This is a genomic window from Methanococcoides orientis, from assembly GCF_021184045.1.
In the GTDB taxonomy this organism is placed as follows: Archaea; Halobacteriota; Methanosarcinia; order Methanosarcinales; family Methanosarcinaceae; genus Methanococcoides; species Methanococcoides orientis.
Genome location: NZ_CP073710.1, coordinates 676,660 through 698,984, shown reverse-complemented (window position 1 = coordinate 698,984; position 22,325 = coordinate 676,660). Strand labels below are relative to the sequence as shown.

Here is a 22,325-nt window from a genome sequence, read left to right as displayed (position 1 = left end):
TCATATGGTGAGAGAAAGATACATTGAGAGACTTGATTACTTAAAATCAGAGATAGAAGAGATGGGAAAGGTATCCGGAGAAATGCTGGCCAGTTCAATAAAGGCCCTGGAAACCCTTGATATAGAACTCTCAGAAAAGGTCATTGAAATGGACACAGCCGTCGATAATTATGAATATGATGTCGAAAAAGCCACAGCCCACTTACTGGCCCTTCAGCAGCCAATGGCCGGCGACCTCCGCCTGATAACAGCCTCTTACAAGATCGCCATCGACCTTGAGAGGATGAGCGATTTTGCAGTCAATATTGCAGAGCTTGTCAAGAAGATCGAAGGAGAACATGCCATCCCATTGTCCGAAATAAACACCATTGCATCCATCACCCAGAATATGCTCAGCAATTCTATCAAAGCATATTCAGAAGCAGATGCCGAGCTTGCAAAAGTGACTGCAGCAGAGGATGAGAAGGTTGATAAGCTGTTCTATTCCACATGGGAAAAACTGGTCAAAATGATGATAGATGATGCGATCCTTATTCCAAATGCAGTTGACCTGATATTCGTTCTCAGGTATCTGGAACGCATTGCAGACCACGCATGTAATATCTGTGAAAGTGTCGTTTATATGGTAACGAACCAAAGACCAAATCTCAATTGAAAAATGACAGGGTTCTTTGAACCTTATTAAATATCATTTTTTCTTTTCTTTTCTTTTTCTGATATTTGCTGGAATCTCATAACTGAACACAGCAGAATCTCACGACTTCAATGCTCATCCTTTAGCATTTCCCTTTTGATCTTATTGACATACATGTGGGCGAGCCTTGTGGGTTCTGGTAGTTTGTAACCCCTAAGGCATTTTCTGGTAACTTCAAGACAGGTGTTCATGGATATCCTGTGACCGGGTGCAACCACAATTGGATTGCTTCGCTTGTTTGTTTTCAGGAGCCAGCCAATCTGTTGATCCTGGAATAAAAGAGGATTTGCTTCTCCGGTCTCCGGCCTGTCAGCCACACCACAAAGAATCTTCTTTGCGATCCCTATAGTGGGAATGTCCATCACAACGCCAGTGTGAGTGGCAAGGCCTGCTTTTCTTGGGTGGTTGATCCCACAACCGTCAACCATCAGGAGATCGGGCATTTCCTGGAGTCCTGAAACGGCATCTACAATCGGTTTTCCCTCCCTGAACGTGAGATATGTTGGTATGTAGGGGAAATTGATCTTTCGGACCACATGTGCCTTTTCAATAATATCCATTGTGTCGTAATCAAGAAGGACCACGCCACAAATGATCCGATCCCCGAGGAAGGCACAGTCTGATCCTGCTATTGTTTCCAGTTTCCCGAATTCATCCTCTGTGCTCACCGAAGTTGCTATTCTGGCCTGTATGCCCCTCAGGAACTCAGGTGAGTACGACTTCGGATCCAGCGCCTCATCCATTCTTCAATTCTCCTATTTCCTCTTTCGCCTACGTTTTCCCAAGATGCTCATCTCATCCGCTCCACCTGCCTCTGGAGCGGTTGTCGCACGAAAGTTTTTCCAAACCTCATGATCACGATAGCGGCAGGAATCCACAAGATGACGGCGTAGACCGCAAACCACAGCGTCTCGTTCGCAGGCGAGATCATTGAGGGACTAAGGATAATCAAGAATCCGGATGAGCTTGCATGTGTGAGCTGGGCGAGCAATAGGCTCCCGGTGTTGGAATAGATCCAGACCAAGAGAATCCTCATGGCCATCATGGCAACAAACCACATGGCGATAAAGCGGGGCAACCAATATACGCCGTATGTACTAGCCTCCCACAAGTAGCCAGCCATCGCGTGCCACAATCCGTGCAAAAGTGCCAGGTAGATCGTGGCGCGCCAAGTACCGAATTTCGTTTCCATCCTCGGGTAAGCGAATCCCATCCATCCTATTTCCTCAATGAAACCTGCAAGCAGACCACCGAGGATGCCAAACGCCATGAAGGTAGGAGCAAAATCCGGGGAAACAAAGGCAGTAAGCGTCCATAGCACCCCCAGGATGAGTGTGGGAAAGATAAGGAGCGCCGCCGCGTACCAGCGTAGGCCAACCCGCCATTTAAACATCCGCGAAAAGATATTCTGAAGCCCTGTCTTGCCATCGACAAGATAGGTCATTGCGATTCCTGCAATCAAGGGTCCAGCCAGCATCGGCAGTCCCATGAGCATCGCATCCTCGAAGTCCAGCAGCTCTCCGCGGAGAAACTTTGGTCCTCCAATCGCAAAACTACCACCCCAGGATATTAAGTAGGCCAAGACGAAGTAGCTGGTAACAGGATAGCGTTGCATCAGGGGCCTGATCTTCATAGTGTTTCCTCTTTCGGAGATTTTAGATTACTGGTGAACGTTGTCATTGCGAAGAGTCATCAGGATTATCCTCCGCGATGTTGCCTTTGGCTGAACCCGCACCTATGTCCGTGGGAATGACTTTGCCAAGCGCTTCGGCGGCTCCCGGGTCGTGGGTAGCCAGGATGATCAGATCCGGTATTTTTTCCTTTAGCGCGAGCACTTTTGCGTACGATGCCTGGAGTTCTTCTATGTCACCTGTACCGGGAAACTGACCACGCTCTATCAACTCCGTTCGGTAAGCCAGATCACTGATCAGTAGCAGGGGCGGAGCACCGTTACGTCTCACCAGCATGGACAGAGAACCCGGCAAGTGTCCCGGAGTTGGCAGCAGGATCATCGAACCGTCACCCATCAGATCGAAGGCATGTGTGAATGGTGCGATCGAGGGATCGTCTGTCGGCTGGAAAGTGATTCGTTGCCATTTTGCATCAGGAAGGTCGATATCTCTACGGAAGACGGCGTGCCGTTCGGGATGTTCCGGTCCCAACATGTGCTCCCATGCCTCATTGCTCACTATCAGATCCGCCTGTGGGATCTCACGGATACCTCCGATGTGGTCACAATGCAGGTGGGAGATGACAGCTTTGCGCACGTCAGCCACAGAGTATCCCGATATTTCGAGCTGCCGGGTTAGTGTGTCGTCCGGACCAATATGGAATCTGAAAAGGTGACGTAAGAATAAACCGGTAATCCCGCCAGGCCAATAATCCGAATCATTCACCACAGCCCTGTCCTGCCCTGTATCGAAGAGGACCAGTCCGTCGGAGTGCTCGATGACATAGACATTGATAGGTATGGTAACCCACCGTCGCCCGAAGAAAATCCACCAGAGAGCGGACTTCCGTGACCCATAGATATGTTCCCAGTGTGCTTCACCCGTACCTGTGCTGATAACGGAGACAGACTTGATGGGGCTTACACTTTCATGAAATGCTGTTCCTGATTTTGAGTGCGTTGTATGTTCAGACATCCTCTAGACCTCCTTTGATCTGCCAGGACTCTCAGGGTACAAGCTCACTCCCGGATGAAAGCAAATGACCATCTTTATTGCATCATTTTCAAATATTCAAACCTACTCTTTTCCAGAGTGGTAAGCACTCAATTAACACCAGCCCCAACTATACATAATCTTTACAAGTAACTGCATAAATATTTTACCGTTGTCAGCATTAAAAATGCAATAATGCGATGCATCCCCCAAGTTTGACAGTGAACTGGTTTCAAAAGCACATATATTACCTCATACAATTATTGTATGATGGAATTAAATGGAATTTTCTGAATCAATTTTATTTCGAACTATTTTATCATCTCTTATTGTTCAATATCTCTAGCATTGTAATAACTGAAACTCCAGAGAATGATTAATACAACTCCTAATAACAAGTTGGGAATACCTAATGGAATTATGTTAGAGTATACAGCATGCAATCCTGTAATTATTATTAAGGAAGCGACAAGTATAGTGGGCAACAGAATTCCTTTTCGTTCGATTGGCTTTCTATCTGCCCAGATTAAAATAAATGTCCAAGAGAATATAGCAGAAAATGCAAGTCCCATAGGATATATGTACTCTATTTCACCCATCCTTTCCGGAATTAAACAAAGAATAGCAAAAAGTACGTCAGCTATAGCTCCCGCCCAATAACTTACTCTTAACCAAAGGATTTTATTATTCATATTTTCTTACTCCATTTTTTACCCTAATTATTTGTTCAAATCAAGTTGGCACTCAAAATTAATATATAGGTTCTTAGTTTTGGCTGTGCCCATTTAAACTTCGATTGTATCTGTGTTGGCAGCCCCGGAACCGATTGCAGATGGATTGAATCCTTTAAAAATAAGCCATATCGCCAGAACTATTTCGTTTGATATTATTGGAGCATACCATAACATCGAAGTTGGAATGAGGGCAGTCATTTCTAATAAGTTTACTAGAATTAACAATATTGCTGCAATGAAGCCCCATAATGATAACCATCTGGGAATAAGTTCTGATCGATACAACAGATAGTAGAAAAACAAAGCAGCAATGCTAAAAATGTAAGCATGGACCACATAGATCCCATCACGTATTCCCAGCAACAAAGTGCTATGAGATAAAAATAAGATCCCGGCAATGATCATAAGTCCGCCTTCAATACCTCTAAGAACAATGTACCAGAGAGATGCTTGTTTGCTGTATGGTTTAAAGAGTGGGAACATTATAACTGAAATAGCAATAACTGCAACGCCACTAAGTGCCTCAGAGAACATTACTACTATTTTTGATTCTATAACACTACTAGCTAAAACAGCATATGCAAATAAAATTAATAGTCCTACAATTATTGCGTTCTTTCTATTTGAGTCCATTTTGTTCACCTCTTTTTTGTCAAATGCCGCAATGAATTAATTTCAGGATTCCATTTCGGGTATTTTACCACCTTTCAACAAAAGCCAGAATGTAATTGACAATTCCGCAATAGTGGCAACCGCGAGACCCGGGTAAGTTATCACTACGTAGCTTGGGGGGAGAAGAAAGAATGTAAAACTCTCTATCATATAGCCAAAACATCCAATTATCAACAAGACACCAAGAATTCTGGGAATGTAACCCGACTTGTAAACTAAATAACCAAAAGGAAGGAGCCAAAGTCCATGAAATATCGTAGCGATCCAAACTCCAGCTGTGTACAAATCGAAAAAGAACATCACCAGAGCATGCAACTGATCTGCTTCGAATACTGTCAGGTAGTCAGCACCGCTTAAAAGTAGCAGTGGAGCATAATGCAAGATCATATTGACGAACATTATCGGGACACTGATCAAAGCGAATATCACCATAAGCAAAGCATGGTTTTTGTTAATTACATTAAGTACTACGTATAAAGCCATAGGTAACAATAAAAAAGACGTGATCATAATCAGATCGCTCACAAAACCGAGACGGAACAGCGATTCAGAAGCCATGATATTATTGACTGTTGTTGCGGCATCTCCGGGCACAATAAGACTCTGCCGAACAAAAGCTTCTGCGAAGATACCGAATACAAAGATCATTAAATATAGTAACCCTGCAACTCTTGCAGCTTTGCGTTGTGATATGTCGGCGATACGGTTTATCATTTCAATTCCCCCTAATTTAAGTTTAATTTGATCATTTTATCTCATTTGTATCTGTATTGACATCCCCATAATCGATGGCATGTGGATCAAATCCTTTAACGATAAGCCATACTGCAAAAACCATTTCCTGCACGGCTATCGGAATAAATAGGATACCAAGCAGATCGATGTTGAAAGATTGTAATAGATAGTATACCCACAACAATGCAGCTCCAGCAAAGCCCCAGCCTGATAGCCATCGGGGAACAAGGTTTGATCGATACAATAAATAATTCAAGATCAGAGCAGATATAGTAAAAGCAACTGCGAACCCAAACAAAAAAGCCAGATCTCCTGCTGCCAGCAATATAGTCCCAAAGGTTTGATAATAGGAAGCATCCGGAGATCCCGCCTTCACAAAGTCCTGACTTAATGCCAGTAATGTCAGTATGGCAATCACATTAATAGTAAAAAGTACGCCCTCCGCGATCCTGGCACCAGCGTACCCAAGAGCTAAAGATTCACTATGCTTTTTAAGAATCGGATATATCATTATTCCAATACCAGCAACTGCAACGGCATCGATCAATACAAGGAACGAACCTATCATCATCTGGTTCTCATTTCCAGAAACAATAGTAAGATAATCTGAAGCCCCCAGAATTGGGTCTAATAAAATAACACCAAGTGAGTATGCAACTGTCGCAATTATAAACAATATTCCTACAATTCTTGCGGTCTTTATGTTTGAATTCATTTATTATCCCTCTCGCCAAGGTAAAAGAACAGAAAAGCCAGAACAAAAAAGATCATTATATTTGCCGGGCTTTCACCCAACCCTTCAGCTGCAGTCAAATAAGGCCTGGCCATCTTCTCGCATGAGAACCAGATCCCAGTAAGCAAAAAAGTATATCCTGTCAGTTTAAAATAGGAACTCTTTTCTTTAAGTTTCCTGGAATAGAGCCACAAGATCCCAAAAAAGAACAGTAATATCAAGTTTCCACCGATACCAAACAAAACAGGAATATGTGGAAGCGGACCGTTAATAAGGGTAATTAAAGCAAAAACAAGAAGAGTTCCACCACCAAAAAGAACACTTTTATCCCCATTGCCATAAAGGATAATGCCAGTTCCTGCTATAATAGCAGCAATTGGAACACCAAATGCCCATAAGAAGAACCAAAAACCAGGAACCTTCCACATGGTCTCATTTACTTCATCCATTGTAGAAGCTTCCTTAAAAGTAGAAGTTACACTGTGACTTGCAATCCCTCCAATTGCTACAGCAAGGATCACACCGATCAGAAATAGAGTTAATCCTAATTTCATTTGTTTATCCCCCATTATTCCAATATGATTATTTAACTTCGCTCGTATCTGTTTTGATAGAGGCGGAAGCAATCACAGATGGCTCGAAACCTTTCACTATTAGCCATATCGAGAGCATGATCTCAGCCACAGCGATAGGAAGAGCAAAAATAAGCTCCATTCCCACTTTAAAAAGTGGTAACGGCAATTATATAATATTTTTGATGCGTTGCCCTTTGCGGAGATCTAGTGCTGTTTTCCTGAGAACAATTGAGTTTTGTAACTCTCCTACAACCCGCACACTTTTTTAGCGTTGTATATATCCCCTATTTGCTATGCGGGAATATAGGTAAAGTCCAAATGAACATTAAATCATTATATACAGGTCTTGCACATTTGTATTCGGTGAGTTCATCCACTCTCGTTCTTATGATTCCGCATAGTCATTTTTATTTGATTATAAATAATATTAAGAAATTTAAACGCTTTATTTATTATAATAATAATTTTATGCCTATTAATTAACAAAAAAAAGCTTATAGTAACTTTAAATTAAGATCTTATTTTTATTAATATTTTAAAATCGATTATTTTGATTTATTTTCTAATTATACATTCAAAAAGCTAAATTTGAATTTTAAATCCTTATTATTCTGAATATATTTGTTTTTGAAAATAATGGACTTATTATTACTAATTATAAGCTTAAAAACTTTATTTTAACTATTTTTAATAAAGCAAAGCCCCTATATATACGTTATATCATTATTGAAACTAATTCTAGTTTTTAATCGATAAAATATTTTCTAAAAATGGAGATTAGGGATTTTGAACTCTGTTATAATGGTAAAAAAAGCTATTCACTACAATGTGATACAGAACATTCTGCAATACTATGAATGTCCTGATACCTGTAAGGCTGAATGTTGCAGGAATGGACGGGTTCATATATTCGAAGACGAGTTCAATCTTCTGAAGGAAAATGATCATGAAAGAACGAATGGTATTAGAAGTGATGTTCTGTATCCAGCTCTTTACATTATGAACAATCCATGTTCTTTTCTCAACCAGATTAACAGGTGTGAAACCTATGAAAGAAGACCAACTGTCTGTGGTATGTACCCGTTCAAGGTGAACAATTCAGGGACAACATTGGGATTACAACCATGTCCATTGGGTTTTATGATCATCAAAGACATATCATCCTGGGCAACGGATACAATATCGAAAGCAGATATTCCTGCTGCTGAAAAAGTTGAAAAAATGATGCAATGGGAGATAAGCCTCGAGTCTTATGCAATCGAGGCCTCGGAATTTCATTCCAGAGAGTCCCTGCAAGAGATGCAGATACCTTACGATGAACTTGAGATGCTATCCATGTTCCTGCTATCTAAAAATGCATTAAAGAAGATCCCCGACGTATCTGACATACAGAAGAAACATTGTTCAATATAAAATGATCAATATTCCTCCCCCAACATTTTAGCATGAAAGATGCTTACAGGCAAGTCTCCTAAGATCAAGAAACGTTCAGATTTATTGTGGACCTTGCTGTTATGAACCGTTAGGGAGATGAGGGAAGAATGGAATCACATAATAACAGTTTCTTTTCAGATATTGTTACTATATCCAACAGTTATGACTATATTTCCTACTTCTTCCTCTGTTTCGACATACTTGTAAGCCTCGACAATTTGTTCCAGCGGATAACTTCTGTCAATGACTGATTTTAGTATCCCAGCCTCAATAAGTTCTTTAAGATCTTTGAGGAAGATCAGACGCTCTGGAACTGGCAGAAGGCCTGTGGCCGAAAACTTGGCTTTTTTGCTGCCTATCTTTGAAGTCCACAACATTTGAAGAAGAATTGCTATCCCAGGGAATGTTTTAAGATAGATGCCTTTTTGCGTTAGAGAGCCTTTAGAACGTGAAAATGAAGTCTTGCTTTCCGCGTCAAAGATAATGTCATATGTCTCACCGCTTTTGGTAAAATCCTCTTTGGTGTGATCAATTACCTTATCTGCTCCCAGAGATTTTACCAGTTCTAAATTCGTGGTACTGCATACTCCGGTAACTTCTGCTCCAAAGTACCTGGCGATCTGTATCGCAGCTGTACCCATACTTCCAGAAGCGCCATTGATAAGGACTTTCTGCCCGCTCTGAACATTTGCCTTATCTTTAAGGAAATTCCATGCTGCTAATGCCCCACAGACGGGAGCAGCTTCCTCATAGGACATGTTGTCTGGCATTATATCCAGAAACCCCTCTTCAGGAATACATACAAGCTCGGCATAACAACCAAGATTGGAACCATTCGTTCCAAATACCTTGTCACCTTCTTTAAATCGCTTTACATCTTTGCCTACTGCTTCGACCTCTCCAGCAAACTCCGAGCCTTGTATAGCCATTCTTGGCCTTAAAAGACCAGTAAAAAATCTTGTTATAACCGGGGAACCCCTTAGCATCATTATATCTGATATTGTTACTGCTGCTGCATGAATTTTTACAAGAACTTCATTGTCCTTTGGGATAGGTTTAGCCACTTCCTTTAACTCAAGAACATCCAGTGACCCATATTTTGCGGCTACAATCGCTTTCATTTGTGCATCTTTCCTTATTTTAGATGTGCTAATTCAAACTTCGTTTGTATCTGTTTTTGCATACGCGGAAGTGATCGCGGATGGATCGAACCCTTTCACTATGAGCCATATCGAGAGCATGATCTCAGCCACAGCGATTGGAAGGGCAAAGATGAGCTCCAATCCCACTTCAGAAACTCCAGCGAATATGCCAATATTGATCAGCACAGAACCGATCAGCAAAGCTATAGCAGCAATAAAACCCCATGCTGATATGAATCGTGGAACGAGTTTTGATCTATACAATACATAATAAAGCATCATGGACCCTAAAGCAAAAGCGATATGATAGATCAGTCCCTGTGTGCCAGCCCAGTGATTAACTGACTGTATCGAGCTTCCTATGTACTGGAAATATGAAGCATCTACCCCTCCTTTACTCAAATAATCCTGGCTTAGATTGACCAGTGACAGCTTACTGATATAAGCAACACTTAAAAGCGCAGCCTCAAACAATCTGAAAACAACATACCCCAGGGCCAGAACTTCATTGTGTCTTTTTAAGACGGGGAACAAGAGCAATGATAAGAGAACTACTGCAGGAACACCTGTAAATTCCAGCAGTATTCCAGTTATTACAACTGTTTTGTTTGGATAAGCATTATCCAGGTAATCCGGAGAATCCAGAATAGGTTTGTAAAGAGCTTCTCCAACAAAAAGCATGACGATCGCAAATATGAACAATATTCCCACGATTGTTGCGGTCTTTCTGTGAGAATCCATCTTTTTATCGATTATTTCCATCTAACACCACTCCCACTTTAAAAAGTGGGAGAGATAACTATATAATATTTTTGGATGCGTTGCCTTTTGCGGAGATCTACCATTGTTTTCCCGGGAACAATTAGGTTTTGTAACTCCTCCACAACCTGCACACTTCTTTAGCGTTGTATATCTCCCCGACTTGCTATGCAGGAATATAGGTAACGTCCAAATAATTGGTTTGAATGGACAACAAGATGATTTTTCGGACAAAGCGATTAATATGGAAACTATTTTGAAGGGCGAATGCAAGATAAGCGAAGATTTTATATCAATACAAGTAACAAATTTACAATGGGGGTAAAGTTATTGGACAAAATCATCTACTCATCTGCGAAGGCACTGGCACAATCTATTCGTGCAAAAGAGATCAGTTCTGAAGAAGTTGTTGAAGCATACTTGCAGCAGATCGAAGAAGTAAATCCTGAATTGAACGCGATCGTACAACTTCAAGCCAATGAGGCTCGGGAACAGGCCCGAAAGGCCGATGCTGCTCTTGCACGGGGAGATATTAAAGGGCCACTTCACGGTGTACCATTTACGGTCAAAGATAATGCAGAGATAAAAGGAATTATTTGCACATCAGGAACTAAAGGGCGTTCATCTTTTGTTCCAGCTCAGGACGCTACCATTGTAACCCGAATGAAGGATGCAGGAGGAATCTTATTGGGAAAGACCAATCTCCCGGAGCTGGCTCTTGCCCTTGAGAGCGACAATCTGGTTTATGGACGTACATCGAACCCTTACGATCTTTCACGTACATCCGGAGGTAGCAGTGGAGGAGAAGCATCCATTATTGCTGCGGGCGGATCCCCATTAGGCCTTGGCAATGATGCAGGGGGAAGCATTCGTTTACCGTCCCATTTCTGTGGTATAGCCGGCATCAAGCCGACTGCAGGAAGAGTTCCATTAACAGGCCACTTTCCGACTCCATTTGGACACATAGTTCAATTATGGCAGGCCGGACCAATGGCAAGGTTCGTAGAAGATCTGATATTAACACTTCCAATTATTGCAGGTGTAGACTGGCGCGATCCTGCGATCGCCCCTATGCCACTGGGTGATCCTGATAAAGTTGAGATAAATAAACTGCGTGCTGCTGTCTACACAGATAATGGTATCATACCGCCCACACCGGAAACAGCTAAGGTAGTGATGAAAACCTTAAGGGTACTTTCAGATGCAGGCATGGATGTGACAGAAGACATGCCTGAAGGAATTGAACAGTCTTTTTGGCTCGAGAATGCTATGTTTGAAGCAGACGCCGGATATTGGATTGAAAAGTCCTTAGAGGCTGCAGGGACAACTGAAATACATCCCTGGACAAAAGTTACTTTAGAAGAGTGCCATGCTGAAGCCGGATCATCTGCTGATTTCAGTGAATTGCTGATCCAGTTGGACATTTTCCGCAGTAAAATGCTCTCTTTCATGGAGAACTATGATGTGATGATCTGTCCTGTGTGTGCCTATCCTGCCATTCCTCATGGAACCTGGCTCGAAAACTTCCCTGCTTTTAGCTATACCATGACCTATAACCTGACCGGATGGCCTGCTGCAGTTGTCCGTGCCGGTACTTCACCGGAAGGACTGCCCATTGGTGTACAGGTGGTGGCTCGTCCATGGCGAGAAGATGTTGCTCTGGCTGTGGTGCAATACATCGAGAAAGTCCTGGGTGGCTGGCAGCCTCCACAGCTCTGATAAGCATGTAGAGGATGCTGAGAGTTTTTCACTGAGGCTTAAACCAACTTGATCAAGGAAGGTTACTGAAGAAATCAATGCAATATGAACGGTAAGGCCGAGTACAGAAAGAAGAACAATTCCTGGGGATCTGTACTGTTGTTCAAGGCAAGGGAGCTTAGCCATCATCTTGTTGGGAAGAGGAAAGCTGCTGAGTTCATGAAGACTGTTTATGTAGGTGAAAGGGATGATTCTGATCTGTTGAGGAAGAAGATCATTGACATATCTTATACTGAGTGGAAGAAGATGGGATTTTCCAAAGGTACGTTGCATTATATAAAGCAAAATACAAAGAGTGATAAGCCATTTACTCTCAATGTTCATGTGAGGGAGAGATTGGAAAAATGGGATTCAACGGCTTCTATTGTTTCATGACAAAAGCACTAGTTCTTTTGAAAAAGAAAAAAGTAGATCCTGATGTTGGATCAGAATCATTTTGTAGGTGGAACAGTTCTTACTGAGTCAGTGCCTTCGAAGGGTGTCCCATCAAAAGTTTCACCTGTCAAAGTTGCATCTGTATCCCCTGCTTCTATTCCAGTTTTTTGGACTCTAAAGTAAATCACCAAATCCAAGTCTCCATCGAAATCTTCAACTGCTGCCAAACTATTTGTATTTTCAGAGATTAACTCTATTTGGGATTTAATGGGAGAAGAGGTTACTCTTAAAAGAGAGCTTGGGCTTTTGGAGATCACACTCAGTGGTGTGGGAAGCATACTGGGAGCCGGTATATATGTTCTTATTGGAAAGGCAGCAGGTCTTTCGGGCAATACCCTTTGGTTGTCCTTTTTGTTTGCTGCCATTGCTGCCGGGCTTACCGCTATAAGTTACATGGAGCTTTCATCCATGTTCCCCAAGGCAGGGGCCGAATATGAGTATGTCAGGAATGCCTTCGGCGAGTTCCTGGGTCTTCTTATAGGCCTGCTGGTCATTTTCGTGGAGATTATTTCAAGCTCTACCGTTGCCCTTGGCTTTGCGGAATATTTCGGGGTTCTGTTTCACACCCCTGCTATTCCCTCAGCTATCGCTCTTATACTGCTTTTCACATTGATCCTTTTCGTGGGTATTAAGCAATCTGCAAGGGCTGCCATTCTTATGACCGTCATCGAGATGATAGGCTTGCTTGTGATAATCTCCATAGGTCTTCCCTATATGGGTTCTGTGGACTATCTGGAGGTACAGAGTCTGTCAGGCATATTTGAGGCATCAGCGCTTGTTTTCTTTGCATTCCTCGGCTTTGAGGAGATAGTAAAGCTATCACAAGAGACAAAGGACCCTCATAGGACGACACCCCGAGCCCTTATAATTGCCATTGCAACCACTGTATTGCTTTACATACTTGTTGCATTGGCTGCTGTGAGTGTCCTTGACTGGAGGGTATTGTCAACGTCTTCGGCTCCTCTGGCAGAGGTTGCATCCGTGGCGTTGGGCAGCAATGCATTTGTCATCCTTTCGTTGATAGCTCTTTTCTCGACTGCCAATACCGTTCTGCTTATGCAGATCGGGGGCTCGAGGATACTCTATGGTATGGCGGAATCTGGTTCACTTCCCTCATTGATCTCCTGGGTTCATCCAAAGACAAGGACTCCATTGGTCTCTATATTAGTGTTCACATCACTCTCAATAATGTTTGTTTTCATAGGTGATATCGAGATCGTGGCGAATATGACCAATTTCATGGTCTTTATCATCTTTATAACGATCAATCTTTCACTGATATGGTTGAGGTACTCAAGACCCGATATCGAAAGACCATTCAGGATTCCCTTTAACATAGGCCGTTTTCCCCTTTCACCGCTTTTTGGTATATTATGTGCCCTTTTGCTCTTTGCACACCTGAGTCTTGAGGTCATTGTCTATGGTTTTATTTTATTGCTTGTGGGTGTCGTGGTAGTATTTATCAGGTTAAAGAGCCAAAGTAATTTATACTGATGGTGTGGGGTACGTGCCCTTGATGGAGTGGACCTTGCCCATAAAAAAGGGAGAGTTTCTTTCAATACGCATAGAAAAGAGAATAAACAGAAGTTTGATTCTGCTTATTTTTTATTTGAAAAAATTGATGAAGATATGGTAAAAATAAATGGTCATCTAGGCTTTGGTTTCAAGCTATGCCATTTAATCTATTTCATAATTGCATTGGTCTATGGCTTCCATCTTGCTGGACAAACATTTATTAGTGGATTCATGGCAACTATTGTTTTCATTATATTACTTATTCCAATGTTTTTGCCAGACAGTCTTAAAATTAAAAGAACCGCAAAAAAGCCAGCCTTTACTCTTCACTTATACAAAACACATTCAGCCCTGACATAAATAACAGAGACACCCTTCACAGAAAGCTTATCCCTCACAAGCCCTGCAAGTTCCTTTATCCTGCTCTCAGCAAGCTCCGGATCATTGAACTCAAACAAAGTGACATCATCACAGAGCCCTTTTACAGCATCAGTAAGGTCAGGTGTGGATTGTCCACCAGTCATTGCTGCTGTCCTGTTGTCCAGTACCATTACCAGCACGTCACGTTTGGTCTCAACAGCGTTTATCAGACCTACGATCCCGGAATGGGAAAGTCCGAAATCGCCTATAACGGCAACGGACTTCTTGTCGAAACCTATGGCTGTGGAAATAGCGGCACCGAGTGCAAAGCCGACATCAACGGCTTCAAGGGGTGCAGGGGCACTGCGTATGGAGCAGCCCATGTCGCCTGCTATCAGAATGTTCAGGTCGTGAAGCATTCTGTAGACCGGGAGGAAAAGACAGTCCTCGCACAACGAGCGGGAACCTCGTCCCTTGATGGTCTCAATGAAAGTATATTCAGTTACCTTATCTTTATCAATGTTCTCGATGGCAAGAGCAATCTGATCTTTTTCAATACGACCATAGGGGAGATGTCCGCTCATCTTTCCAAGCACGTTCCCACAGATGCCGATATGGGATTCCATAAAGGCCTCACTTTCCTCAACGACGAGAACCTTTTCATGATCGGATATGAAATCCCTTAATTTCCTGAGAGGAAGAGGGGATACGACATTAAGTGAAAGATGCGAGACCTCAAGCTGTTTTTCGGACAATAGTTCATCCACAAGTAAAGAGGGATAGCCTGAAGATATGATTCCGATCTTGTTTGACTTACCAGCTTTAACAGATCGGGTCAGAGGGTTGTTCTCTGCTTCATCCACAAGCAACGGCTGTACATTTATGTGAAAATGCTGGTGCTTGCCACGCATTGTCAGCTTCCAGATCGACCTGTCAAATGTGGCTTTTGCTTCGGTCTCTGTTTTAATGTCATCTGATCTTGTAACAGTTCCAGTGGTTTTTTCCAGGCGGTCGGTTATCCTGACTATCACAGGAGTTTTCGTACTTTCGGAGAGTTCGAAAGCCCTGATAAGTGAACTGTAAGTAGCCTCCGGATTCGACGGGTCGAATACAGCAACCTCTGCAACCTCGCCGTACCATCGTGAATCCTGCTCGTTCTGGGATGCTCTGACCCCGGGATCATCTCCTGCTACGATCACTAACCCGGCACCAATGGTGTGGGTGACAGATGTAACAAGGGGGTCGGAAAGGACGTTCATGCCCACATGCTTTGTGAGGACAAGAGATCGTTTGCCTGAAACTGAGGCACCAAGTGCTGCCTCCAGGGCGACCTTCTCGTTCGTCATCCAGAGCGTGGGAATTTCAGGTCCGAGATTCTTCTCAAAATAGTTCATTACGGCAGTGACAGGAAAGCCGGCAACTCCTGTGACAAACTCCACGTTGCTGTCGATCAATCCAAAATAGAGTGCTTCAAGTCCGGAGATCTCTGAAGTTCCGATTCTCTTGTCAGTTCCGGTCATAACTTTGCGTCCAGATCTACCGATTCATCAGGTCGTGCGAACCATGCAAGTGATGCAAGAGCACCAATGACACCGTTCCCATCGAGCCAGACATCAACACCGTTCTTCTCTGCATGTTCCATGGCGATATCCTTAGTTAGCTCCCCGCTACGGCACATGGTGCTGTATTCCTCCATCCTGGTAGCTTCAAAAGATGATAGTACGACCATTCCGGTCTCATCGGAAACACTGTATTTAAGGAGCGCAGCCTTCAGGTTTTCCAGAAGCTCCTGCTTTGCTTCCTTGCTGACACAACCGAACTCCAGCACAGTGGAAACACAGTTCTGCGTCTTTGCTGATACCGGGAATAGCTGTACAAGTGAATGTGAAAGATAAACGGATTCGTTGCAGTTCAGCGCCGTTGCAATGTTGTGTGTCATGGACCACGTGGCTCCCTCTTCCTTTGTATCGGTATCATCGATGCCGATAAGGACACGCTCACGTCTCGGAACTACAATAGTGCCTTTGGCAGCTTTCCCGCCACCGGATTCACTAACGTCGTAGCGCAATACTCCCTGTGCAAATGCCCTGCATTTCGTAGCACCCACACCGCCGCCACCAAGACCTGCATAGGTTATTGAGACCTCATCGCCTTCAACCACAACGGACTCGATCCCTGCAGCAGCCACAGATGGCTGAAGTGACAGGTCGCATACCCCGGTACTCATAAGATAGCGAGTCATGTCCCCCACAGCACGTGCCTGCTGTATCAGTGGAGATCTCGCATAATGGAAACGTGACCATGCAGCCCCACTATAGCAATTGGTATGCTCAATTATCTCTGCGCTCTTATTCTCTTCATCGCAGACTACATATATGCCCCTGTAAGGAATGGTGTAGGGGTCTGTGAGTTCTACTTCTTTCATCTGAATGGATAATTACAGGCAATGGTTTAAAAGTTTTGTTAAATAGACGATTTGTCCGAAATGATCTCTCAGGCAAAACGTTATCCCCAATAAGTATATAATTAATTAACTTAATTAACTATTATGCCTGATCAACTATCTTTTGAAAATGTTAGCATATACTACAACAAGATCGTTAATGATGGGAAACCTGACAATAACAGGGACCTGAGTGCAAGATTGTACTTGTATCTCACTCAGATCAAGACATTAGGTGACCCAACCATGTCAGAACTGGCAAGCAGTGTGAGGGTATCAAAACCTGCTGTAAGCAATGCGGTCAAAAAGCTTCAGGAGATGGGACTTGTAGCTGTCCGGGAATCCACTCAGGACAGACGTTTCTCTCACCTATGTATTTCCGACACTGGAAAAGAAGTTCTTGAAGTTCTTGATTCTGCAGATCAACAGTTCTTCAGAAAGATAGAGGAAATACTTGGTGATGACGACTTCAAGCTATTCGCAAATTTATGGAATCGGATCTCCAGAGGACTTGAAGAGGAAACTAAGTAATGAGTGGCGAGAAGCTGACAGCTGAAAGTGTATGCCAAAAGGACTAAAATTGAAAGGTGAAGAAAAAATGAGTCGAAATGTTATTTTGTATATTGCAATGAGTCTAGATGGCTACATCGCACGAAAGAATGGGGATGTTGACTGGCTGGAAGGTGATGGCTCTGAACCTGATGAGGATATTGGTTATGATGAATTCTATGGATCCGTTGATACAGTGATCATGGGTCGGAAGACATACGACCAGATACTTACTTTCGGAGAATATCCATACAAGGGGACCAGAGGATATGTTTACACATCAGAAAAAAGGGACAACAACGAAGATGTTGAATTTACTGATGAAAATGTCGAAGATCTCATTGGAAAACTAAAACGAGAAAATGGGAGAGATGTCTGGATAATAGGCGGTGCAGGACTTATTGATGACTTCATAAAGAAAGACCTGATCGATGAATACTTTATTTCTGTTATCCCCTGTGTCCTGGGAGAAGGGATCTCTCTTTTCAAAGACAAAAATCCTGAGATCAAGCTGAAATTGTTAAAGAATGAAACTGTGAATGGAATTGCAATGCTCCATTATGCAAAAAGATAAGCGGTATTCATATGGATCAGTTCATTGAAATTAAGGGGACAAAATAAATAAAACAAATTAGAGATACATCATATATTTATGAATAATACATATAATTAAATATTGAATGATGAATTCAGCTACAATGAAACTAAATCTTTCTGCGAAGAAAAGAACAGAATATACAGATAGAATTAAAGATGCCATCAAAGACCCATCTTATTCCATATTTGTCATTCTGGGATTTCCATTCATACTTGCATTGATAGGAGTGCTGTTCGATCCATTTTCTATGTTCGTTATACTGGTTGGACCAATTATTACATTGGCTTGCTATGCCTACTACACAGGAAACAAACTGTCTTCTGCAATGTTAGGACTAGTGATAATACCACTTATGTTCTTTTATGCCGTACCCATCGGTGCAATTGTTGATTTCCAATTCTCACGACTTGACAGGTATTTTGAATGGACATACATATTTGATATTATTGATGATTTCTGGAAGTATTCACTTGCCCATTCACTAATAGGCTTCCTAATTGCATTCCGAAAAATACCATACCTGCTACTTGCATTGCTTATTTTTGTGCTACAGCTTATGGAACTTCTCAGCCACGTCGATTGAAAATAGTACCGATAGCCCTAGTATTTGATGAAATATTGATTGACAAAATATCAACTGATGAAACCTTCCTCTTTCAGACTGACATACCTGCCATCCCCGATTATCACATGATCCAGAACATTGATCCCGAGGATCTTCCCACCCTCAACAAGCTTTTCAGTAACAGCTATGTCCTCCCTGCTTGGTGACGGGTCGCCTGAAGGGTGGTTATGAGTCAGTATGACAGATGCTGATGACTCCATAAGTGCTGACTTGAACACCTCGCGAGGGTGGACGATGTTCGCGTTCAGGCTGCCAATGGATACGACCTCTTCCCGAAGGATCTGGTTCTTGGTGTCAAGGTAGAGAGCAGTGAGAATTTCCTTTTTGAGCTCCCTGTGCTTTGGATAAAGGAGTGAATAGACATCACCGGCTGATCGTATCTTCCGTTTGGGATCATCCATGAAGACCTCCAGCTTTCTTGCAAGTTCAAAAACGGCAGCTATCTGTGTAGCCTTTGCAGGACCAATACCACGCATCTTTGTTAGCTGGCTGATGTTTGCCTGGCTGAGCTGCTTCAGGTTATATTCAGAAAGTATGCGTGCACACATGTTCAGGACGTTCTCGTCCTTTGAGCCTGTGCGAAGGATAATTGACAGCAGCTCTGCATTGGAAAGTGAGCTGGGGCCGTACTTTAGCAGGCGCTCCCTTGGGCGTTCCTCTTCAGGCATGTCATGTATACGCACTTTATGGTCAGGCATGTGGAGGTATAATATAGTGGATTAATATAAAGCAGCCGAAATTTAAGTTGTTGCTTTATATTTTTATAAGGAATATCCTTTTTATTTTCCGTTTTACTTCCTATTTTCATTTCTTATTGTCTGCTTTCATTTACTTTATCTATCCATTTCTATTTGTGTTTCCATAATCCAACGTGCTTATATAGTGAGCTGAAAATACAGAAAGACCATGAAAGTCATCTCAGTAATAGGATACAAGAATACAGGAAAAACAACCCTTGTTACAAAGCTGGTTCAAGAGCTTTCAAAACTTGGTCGTGTGGGAACAGCCAAAATGATGCTTGACCATCGCCTTGATGATCCGAAAACTGATACAGGCAAACATTTCGATGCCGGAGCTGACATGGTCACAGCTATAACCAACAGTGAGCTTGTTTCCATCCAGCGTGACCCTTCTGTTGAGAAGGCCATCGATGCTCTTGCAGACGCAGGAATGGACTTTGCTGTGGTAGAAGGTGCAAAGAACAACTCTATTGCGAAGATATTACTGGGAGATGTGGATGAGGATGTTCAAAATGTGATTGCAAAGCTTCCTGCAAGGTCTGACTGGGATCTTGACAAGCTTGTGGAGCTGATAAAGGAACAGCCTGACCATGTGACACTTGACCTGCTTCTCAAGCAGATAAAGGAGACTCCTGGGATAGAAAAGGTAGGCGGGATAGGAAGCTTTACCGGGATTGTACGTGTGGACAATGAGGACTTCAGGACCAGCCAGCTCGAGTTCGAGAGTTATAAAACGGCTGCTGATGCAAGCATTCAGAAGATCCGCGAAGAGATCATGCAGCAGGAAGGCATCATAGACGTGCTGATCCATCACAAGGTCGGCACTATTAAACCTCTGGAGGATATTGTGTACATCGTCGTGGCAGCTGGCCACAGGCAGCAGCTTTTCCCGGCTCTTGCAGAGACACTTGAAAGAGTGAAGTCAGAAGTACCAATCTGGAAGAAAGAGATCACTGTTGACGGTAACTTCTGGGTACACGACCATGCCTGAACTGCCTTTCAGTTCAGCGCATCCAATCTTATTTTACATGTAAATTAATTACAATTCTCCATTTAATTGACCTTTTATTACTTATACAACTCCACCACACGTCAGCTTCCGTATACTTATGGACATTGATGCAACTATATGTTCAATGACTTCCAGAATATACTTATTTCAGACGAAACCTTAAAGTATGCCTCGTGTTAACGCTTGACATGATTTGTACATTTATTATAAAACGTGGTGACAATTATGTTAGGAATAGATGACCCACAGATCTGGCTCGCCTACGTACTTTGCATTGTAAGCGCTCTTGGTTGTATGGTTTATGGTCTTTTGAAATGGAATGAAGAAGAGGAGGATGACTTCTAATGGCAGTCAGTACCCCTCTGCTTGGAGTTATTGTACTTGTATATCTGATGATAATTTTCTACCTGGGATTATTAGGATACAAGAAAACAAAACAGATCGATGACTACATGGTCGCCGGACGAACGATCCATCCTTATATTCTTGCACTTTCCTATGGTGCGACTTTTATCAGTACATCTGCGATCGTCGGTTTTGGCGGTGCAGCAGGTGCTCTTGGCATGGGTCTGCTCTGGCTTGCAGTGATGAACATCATTGTCGGTATCTTCATCGCTTTTGTCATATTTGGAAAAAGAACAAGAAGCATTGGTGCCCGTCTCAATGCTGTCACATTCCCGGAATTGCTTGGAAAACGTTTCCAGTCCCGGTTCATCCAGGGATTCTCCGGAGCGCTGATCGGCGTGTTCATGCCACTTTATGCAGGTATCGTCCTGATCGGTGGAGCTCGTTTTGTTGAAACCACACTTGGAGTGAACTACGATATTGCAGTTCTTATCCTTACGATCATAGTAGCAGCTTACGTCATTACAGGCGGACTTATTGCTGTAATGTATACCGATGCATTGCAGGGTGCTTTCATGTTCGTTGGTATGATAATCCTGCTTGCACTGACATATGTCAAACTCGGAGGTGTCACTGCAGCACACGAAGCACTTTCAGGCATGTCAAGTCTTGTTCCTGAATCCCTTGCTGCGGGAGGTCATCTTGGATGGACCGCGATGCCGGCTTTCGGTACGCCCATCTGGTGGACGCTGATTTCAACTCTCGTTCTTGGAGTAGGGATCGGCGTACTGGCACAGCCTCAGCTTGCTGTCAGGTTTATGACAGTTGAGAACGACAAGGCACTAAATCGTGCTGTCTTCGTAGGAGGACCATTTATCCTGATGATGACCGGTGTGGCCTTTACCGTAGGAGCCCTCTCAAATGTCTATTTCCAGAAGACACAGGGGCTTATTTCAGTAGCAGCAGCAAAAGGGAACACTGACCTCATTATGCCGGAATATATCAATGGTGCAATGCCGGAATTGTTCGTTGTTCTCTTCATGCTGACACTACTTGCAGCTGCAATGTCTACACTGAGCTCACAGTTCCATACAATGGGAACCGCTATAGGACATGACCTCTACCGCGAGTATATCAAGAAAGGAGAGATCGGAAACACGGTGAACATCACAAGACTTGGTATTGCAGTGACGATACTTGCAAGTGTCATCCTGGCCTACATACTTCCAATAAGTATCATTGCAAGAGCAACAGCGATCTTCTTCGGGTTGTGTGCAGCAGCATTCCTTCCAATGTACATCGGTGCATTGTTCTGGAAGAGAATGACAAAAGAAGGTGCTATCGCAAGTATGCTTGTAGGTACAGTAAGCAGCCTTTTCTGGCTGACATTCGTCCATGCAAAGGAAGCAGTCCCCCTCGGCATATCAAAAGCGATCTTCGGAATGGACACATTGCTCACAGGAACATGGACAGTTGTTGACCCTATCCTCGTAGCAACCCCCCTTGCAATGGTCGTCGCAGTGGTTGTCAGCCTTGCCACAAAGCCTCCATCGAAGGAGCACCTTGAGACTTGTTACAGCAATCAGAAATAAGAGAAACTAGCGGATCAAAACACTAAGAAGATCTGTGAACGGATCATACAAAAGGACAGTATCGTTGCTGTCCTGATCCATCAGAATACCGGCAGTATAATGCCTGAGCTGCTATTCAGTTCAGCGCATTAACTACCGCATGGCTTTTTTATATATCTGGCAGCATATATATTAAGACCTTGTGAACAACTGCCAAATTTATTCTAAATATA

General features: G+C 43.0%; 26 protein-coding genes. 12 read left to right on the top strand and 14 right to left on the bottom strand.

Going from position 1 to position 22,325, the window contains the following annotated elements; genetic code table 11:
• Window positions 1-4 precede the first annotated feature (4 nt).
• The gene (gene phoU / locus J7W08_RS03540; protein WP_233085272.1) at window positions 5-655 is read left to right on the top strand and encodes a phosphate signaling complex protein PhoU; all 651 of its coding nucleotides are present in this window, start codon (window positions 5-7) and stop codon (window positions 653-655) included.
• A gap of 107 nt (window positions 656-762) precedes the next feature.
• On the opposite strand, the gene J7W08_RS03535 is transcribed toward phoU, so the two are convergent.
• From J7W08_RS03535 to J7W08_RS03500, 8 genes are all read right to left on the bottom strand, one after another.
• Window positions 763-1,437: an endonuclease V gene (locus J7W08_RS03535; protein WP_233085271.1), complete on the bottom strand. Its 675-nt coding sequence runs from the start codon at window positions 1,435-1,437 to the stop codon at window positions 763-765.
• A gap of 47 nt (window positions 1,438-1,484) precedes the next feature.
• A complete protein-coding gene (locus J7W08_RS03530; RefSeq protein WP_233085270.1) occupies window positions 1,485-2,327 on the bottom strand; it encodes a CPBP family intramembrane glutamic endopeptidase in 843 nt (280 codons plus the stop codon).
• A gap of 43 nt (window positions 2,328-2,370) precedes the next feature.
• A complete protein-coding gene (locus J7W08_RS03525; RefSeq protein WP_233085269.1) occupies window positions 2,371-3,339 on the bottom strand; it encodes an N-acyl homoserine lactonase family protein in 969 nt (322 codons plus the stop codon).
• Window positions 3,340-3,683: 344 nt separating this feature from the next.
• A complete protein-coding gene (locus J7W08_RS03520) occupies window positions 3,684-4,049 on the bottom strand; it encodes a hypothetical protein (protein WP_233085268.1) in 366 nt (121 codons plus the stop codon).
• A 93-nt stretch (window positions 4,050-4,142) separates the two neighbouring features.
• The gene (locus tag J7W08_RS03515; protein WP_233085267.1) at window positions 4,143-4,724 is read right to left on the bottom strand and encodes a DUF4386 domain-containing protein; all 582 of its coding nucleotides are present in this window, start codon (window positions 4,722-4,724) and stop codon (window positions 4,143-4,145) included.
• A gap of 42 nt (window positions 4,725-4,766) precedes the next feature.
• Window positions 4,767-5,477 (bottom strand): DUF4386 domain-containing protein, encoded by a 711-nt coding sequence (locus tag J7W08_RS03510; RefSeq protein ID WP_233085266.1) that lies wholly within the window; start codon window positions 5,475-5,477, stop codon window positions 4,767-4,769.
• A 31-nt stretch (window positions 5,478-5,508) separates the two neighbouring features.
• A complete protein-coding gene (locus J7W08_RS03505; protein WP_233085265.1) occupies window positions 5,509-6,213 on the bottom strand; it encodes a DUF4386 domain-containing protein in 705 nt (234 codons plus the stop codon).
• The gene (locus J7W08_RS03500) at window positions 6,210-6,785 is read right to left on the bottom strand and encodes a hypothetical protein (protein ID WP_233085264.1); all 576 of its coding nucleotides are present in this window, start codon (window positions 6,783-6,785) and stop codon (window positions 6,210-6,212) included. The genes J7W08_RS03505 and J7W08_RS03500 overlap by 4 nt, the downstream gene beginning before the upstream one ends.
• Before the next feature lie 807 nt (window positions 6,786-7,592).
• Here J7W08_RS03500 and J7W08_RS03495 point away from each other — a divergent pair.
• The gene (locus tag J7W08_RS03495; protein ID WP_233085263.1) at window positions 7,593-8,219 is read left to right on the top strand and encodes a YkgJ family cysteine cluster protein; all 627 of its coding nucleotides are present in this window, start codon (window positions 7,593-7,595) and stop codon (window positions 8,217-8,219) included.
• A 155-nt stretch (window positions 8,220-8,374) separates the two neighbouring features.
• Here the strand turns inward: J7W08_RS03495 and J7W08_RS03490 are convergent, their stop codons facing one another.
• Window positions 8,375-9,361, bottom strand: a complete 987-nt coding sequence (locus tag J7W08_RS03490) for an NAD(P)-dependent alcohol dehydrogenase (RefSeq protein ID WP_233085262.1) — start codon at window positions 9,359-9,361, stop codon at window positions 8,375-8,377.
• A gap of 33 nt (window positions 9,362-9,394) precedes the next feature.
• Entirely contained in the window at window positions 9,395-10,144 is a 750-nt protein-coding gene (locus J7W08_RS03485) for a DUF4386 domain-containing protein (protein ID WP_233085261.1), read from the bottom strand.
• Between the two features lie 327 nt (window positions 10,145-10,471).
• Between J7W08_RS03485 and J7W08_RS03480 the strand changes: the two genes are divergently transcribed.
• Window positions 10,472-11,860 (top strand): amidase, encoded by a 1,389-nt coding sequence (locus J7W08_RS03480; RefSeq protein ID WP_233085260.1) that lies wholly within the window; start codon window positions 10,472-10,474, stop codon window positions 11,858-11,860.
• A gap of 84 nt (window positions 11,861-11,944) precedes the next feature.
• Window positions 11,945-12,274, top strand: a complete 330-nt coding sequence (locus J7W08_RS03475; RefSeq protein WP_233085259.1) for a CRISPR-associated protein Cas1 — start codon at window positions 11,945-11,947, stop codon at window positions 12,272-12,274.
• A 56-nt stretch (window positions 12,275-12,330) separates the two neighbouring features.
• Here the strand turns inward: J7W08_RS03475 and J7W08_RS03470 are convergent, their stop codons facing one another.
• Window positions 12,331-12,501, bottom strand: coding sequence for a hypothetical protein (locus J7W08_RS03470; RefSeq protein WP_233085258.1), 171 nt, complete (start codon window positions 12,499-12,501; stop codon window positions 12,331-12,333).
• Between the two features lie 40 nt (window positions 12,502-12,541).
• On the opposite strand from J7W08_RS03470, the gene J7W08_RS03465 reads away from it, so the two are divergent.
• Both J7W08_RS03465 and J7W08_RS03460 read left to right on the top strand, forming a co-directional pair.
• Window positions 12,542-13,828 (top strand): APC family permease, encoded by a 1,287-nt coding sequence (locus J7W08_RS03465; protein ID WP_233085257.1) that lies wholly within the window; start codon window positions 12,542-12,544, stop codon window positions 13,826-13,828.
• A gap of 27 nt (window positions 13,829-13,855) precedes the next feature.
• Window positions 13,856-14,209: a hypothetical protein gene (locus J7W08_RS03460; protein ID WP_233085256.1), complete on the top strand. Its 354-nt coding sequence runs from the start codon at window positions 13,856-13,858 to the stop codon at window positions 14,207-14,209.
• Here J7W08_RS03460 and J7W08_RS03455 read toward each other — a convergent pair.
• On the bottom strand, window positions 14,176-15,729 hold the full coding sequence (locus J7W08_RS03455) for a thiamine pyrophosphate-dependent enzyme (RefSeq protein WP_233085255.1): 1,554 nt from the start codon (window positions 15,727-15,729) through the stop codon (window positions 14,176-14,178). The genes J7W08_RS03460 and J7W08_RS03455 overlap by 34 nt on opposite strands.
• Window positions 15,726-16,634: a methanogenesis marker protein 11 gene (gene mmp11 / locus J7W08_RS03450; RefSeq protein ID WP_233085254.1), complete on the bottom strand. Its 909-nt coding sequence runs from the start codon at window positions 16,632-16,634 to the stop codon at window positions 15,726-15,728. Before mmp11 ends, J7W08_RS03455 begins: the two co-directional genes overlap by 4 nt.
• 123 nt (window positions 16,635-16,757) lie before the next feature.
• Here mmp11 and J7W08_RS03445 point away from each other — a divergent pair, with 123 nt between their 5' ends.
• The 3 genes from J7W08_RS03445 (at window position 16,758) to J7W08_RS03435 (ending at window position 18,382) form a co-directional block, all read left to right on the top strand.
• On the top strand, window positions 16,758-17,183 hold the full coding sequence (locus J7W08_RS03445) for a MarR family winged helix-turn-helix transcriptional regulator (protein ID WP_233085253.1): 426 nt from the start codon (window positions 16,758-16,760) through the stop codon (window positions 17,181-17,183).
• A gap of 67 nt (window positions 17,184-17,250) precedes the next feature.
• A complete protein-coding gene (locus tag J7W08_RS03440) occupies window positions 17,251-17,775 on the top strand; it encodes a dihydrofolate reductase family protein (protein ID WP_233085252.1) in 525 nt (174 codons plus the stop codon).
• Window positions 17,776-17,899: 124 nt separating this feature from the next.
• Complete coding sequence (locus J7W08_RS03435) at window positions 17,900-18,382, top strand: hypothetical protein (RefSeq protein WP_233085251.1); 483 nt, start codon at window positions 17,900-17,902, stop codon at window positions 18,380-18,382.
• A gap of 50 nt (window positions 18,383-18,432) precedes the next feature.
• On the opposite strand, the gene radC is transcribed toward J7W08_RS03435, so the two are convergent.
• Window positions 18,433-19,122 (bottom strand): RadC family protein, encoded by a 690-nt coding sequence (gene radC / locus J7W08_RS03430; RefSeq protein ID WP_233085250.1) that lies wholly within the window; start codon window positions 19,120-19,122, stop codon window positions 18,433-18,435.
• A 208-nt stretch (window positions 19,123-19,330) separates the two neighbouring features.
• On the opposite strand from radC, the gene J7W08_RS03425 reads away from it, so the two are divergent.
• The 3 genes from J7W08_RS03425 to J7W08_RS03420 all read left to right on the top strand — a co-directional run bounded on the left by J7W08_RS03425 (window position 19,331) and on the right by J7W08_RS03420 (window position 22,113).
• Window positions 19,331-20,155: a molybdopterin synthase gene (locus tag J7W08_RS03425; RefSeq protein ID WP_233085249.1), complete on the top strand. Its 825-nt coding sequence runs from the start codon at window positions 19,331-19,333 to the stop codon at window positions 20,153-20,155.
• Window positions 20,156-20,401: 246 nt separating this feature from the next.
• On the top strand, window positions 20,402-20,521 hold the full coding sequence (locus J7W08_RS12300; protein ID WP_375141060.1) for a symporter small accessory protein: 120 nt from the start codon (window positions 20,402-20,404) through the stop codon (window positions 20,519-20,521).
• Complete coding sequence (locus tag J7W08_RS03420; RefSeq protein WP_233085248.1) at window positions 20,521-22,113, top strand: sodium:solute symporter family protein; 1,593 nt, start codon at window positions 20,521-20,523, stop codon at window positions 22,111-22,113. Before J7W08_RS12300 ends, J7W08_RS03420 begins: the two co-directional genes overlap by 1 nt.
• Window positions 22,114-22,325: the final 212 nt, after the last annotated feature.

What these genes read in the sequence shown, in the direction of transcription:
- J7W08_RS03520 (WP_233085268.1), bottom strand. Translation starts at nt 4,049, where the DNA reads ATGAATAATAAAATCCTTTGGTTAAGAGTAAGTTATTGGGCGGGAGCT.
- J7W08_RS03510 (WP_233085266.1), bottom strand. Translation starts at nt 5,477, where the DNA reads ATGATAAACCGTATCGCCGACATATCACAACGCAAAGCTGCAAGAGTT.
- J7W08_RS03440 (WP_233085252.1), top strand. Translation starts at nt 17,251, where the DNA reads ATGAGTCGAAATGTTATTTTGTATATTGCAATGAGTCTAGATGGCTAC.
- J7W08_RS03535 (WP_233085271.1), bottom strand. Translation starts at nt 1,437, where the DNA reads ATGGATGAGGCGCTGGATCCGAAGTCGTACTCACCTGAGTTCCTGAGG.
- J7W08_RS03505 (WP_233085265.1), bottom strand. Translation starts at nt 6,213, where the DNA reads ATGAATTCAAACATAAAGACCGCAAGAATTGTAGGAATATTGTTTATA.
- J7W08_RS03490 (WP_233085262.1), bottom strand. Translation starts at nt 9,361, where the DNA reads ATGAAAGCGATTGTAGCCGCAAAATATGGGTCACTGGATGTTCTTGAG.
- J7W08_RS03420 (WP_233085248.1), top strand. Translation starts at nt 20,521, where the DNA reads ATGGCAGTCAGTACCCCTCTGCTTGGAGTTATTGTACTTGTATATCTG.
- phoU (WP_233085272.1), top strand. Translation starts at nt 5, where the DNA reads ATGGTGAGAGAAAGATACATTGAGAGACTTGATTACTTAAAATCAGAG.
- J7W08_RS03500 (WP_233085264.1), bottom strand. Translation starts at nt 6,785, where the DNA reads ATGAAATTAGGATTAACTCTATTTCTGATCGGTGTGATCCTTGCTGTA.
- radC (WP_233085250.1), bottom strand. Translation starts at nt 19,122, where the DNA reads ATGCCTGACCATAAAGTGCGTATACATGACATGCCTGAAGAGGAACGC.
- J7W08_RS03515 (WP_233085267.1), bottom strand. Translation starts at nt 4,724, where the DNA reads ATGGACTCAAATAGAAAGAACGCAATAATTGTAGGACTATTAATTTTA.
- J7W08_RS03465 (WP_233085257.1), top strand. Translation starts at nt 12,542, where the DNA reads ATGGGAGAAGAGGTTACTCTTAAAAGAGAGCTTGGGCTTTTGGAGATC.
- J7W08_RS03475 (WP_233085259.1), top strand. Translation starts at nt 11,945, where the DNA reads ATGAACGGTAAGGCCGAGTACAGAAAGAAGAACAATTCCTGGGGATCT.
- J7W08_RS03530 (WP_233085270.1), bottom strand. Translation starts at nt 2,327, where the DNA reads ATGAAGATCAGGCCCCTGATGCAACGCTATCCTGTTACCAGCTACTTC.
- J7W08_RS03525 (WP_233085269.1), bottom strand. Translation starts at nt 3,339, where the DNA reads ATGTCTGAACATACAACGCACTCAAAATCAGGAACAGCATTTCATGAA.
- J7W08_RS03455 (WP_233085255.1), bottom strand. Translation starts at nt 15,729, where the DNA reads ATGACCGGAACTGACAAGAGAATCGGAACTTCAGAGATCTCCGGACTT.
- J7W08_RS03485 (WP_233085261.1), bottom strand. Translation starts at nt 10,144, where the DNA reads ATGGAAATAATCGATAAAAAGATGGATTCTCACAGAAAGACCGCAACA.
- J7W08_RS12300 (WP_375141060.1), top strand. Translation starts at nt 20,402, where the DNA reads ATGTTAGGAATAGATGACCCACAGATCTGGCTCGCCTACGTACTTTGC.
- mmp11 (WP_233085254.1), bottom strand. Translation starts at nt 16,634, where the DNA reads ATGAAAGAAGTAGAACTCACAGACCCCTACACCATTCCTTACAGGGGC.
- J7W08_RS03425 (WP_233085249.1), top strand. Translation starts at nt 19,331, where the DNA reads ATGAAAGTCATCTCAGTAATAGGATACAAGAATACAGGAAAAACAACC.
- J7W08_RS03445 (WP_233085253.1), top strand. Translation starts at nt 16,758, where the DNA reads ATGCCTGATCAACTATCTTTTGAAAATGTTAGCATATACTACAACAAG.
- J7W08_RS03435 (WP_233085251.1), top strand. Translation starts at nt 17,900, where the DNA reads ATGAAACTAAATCTTTCTGCGAAGAAAAGAACAGAATATACAGATAGA.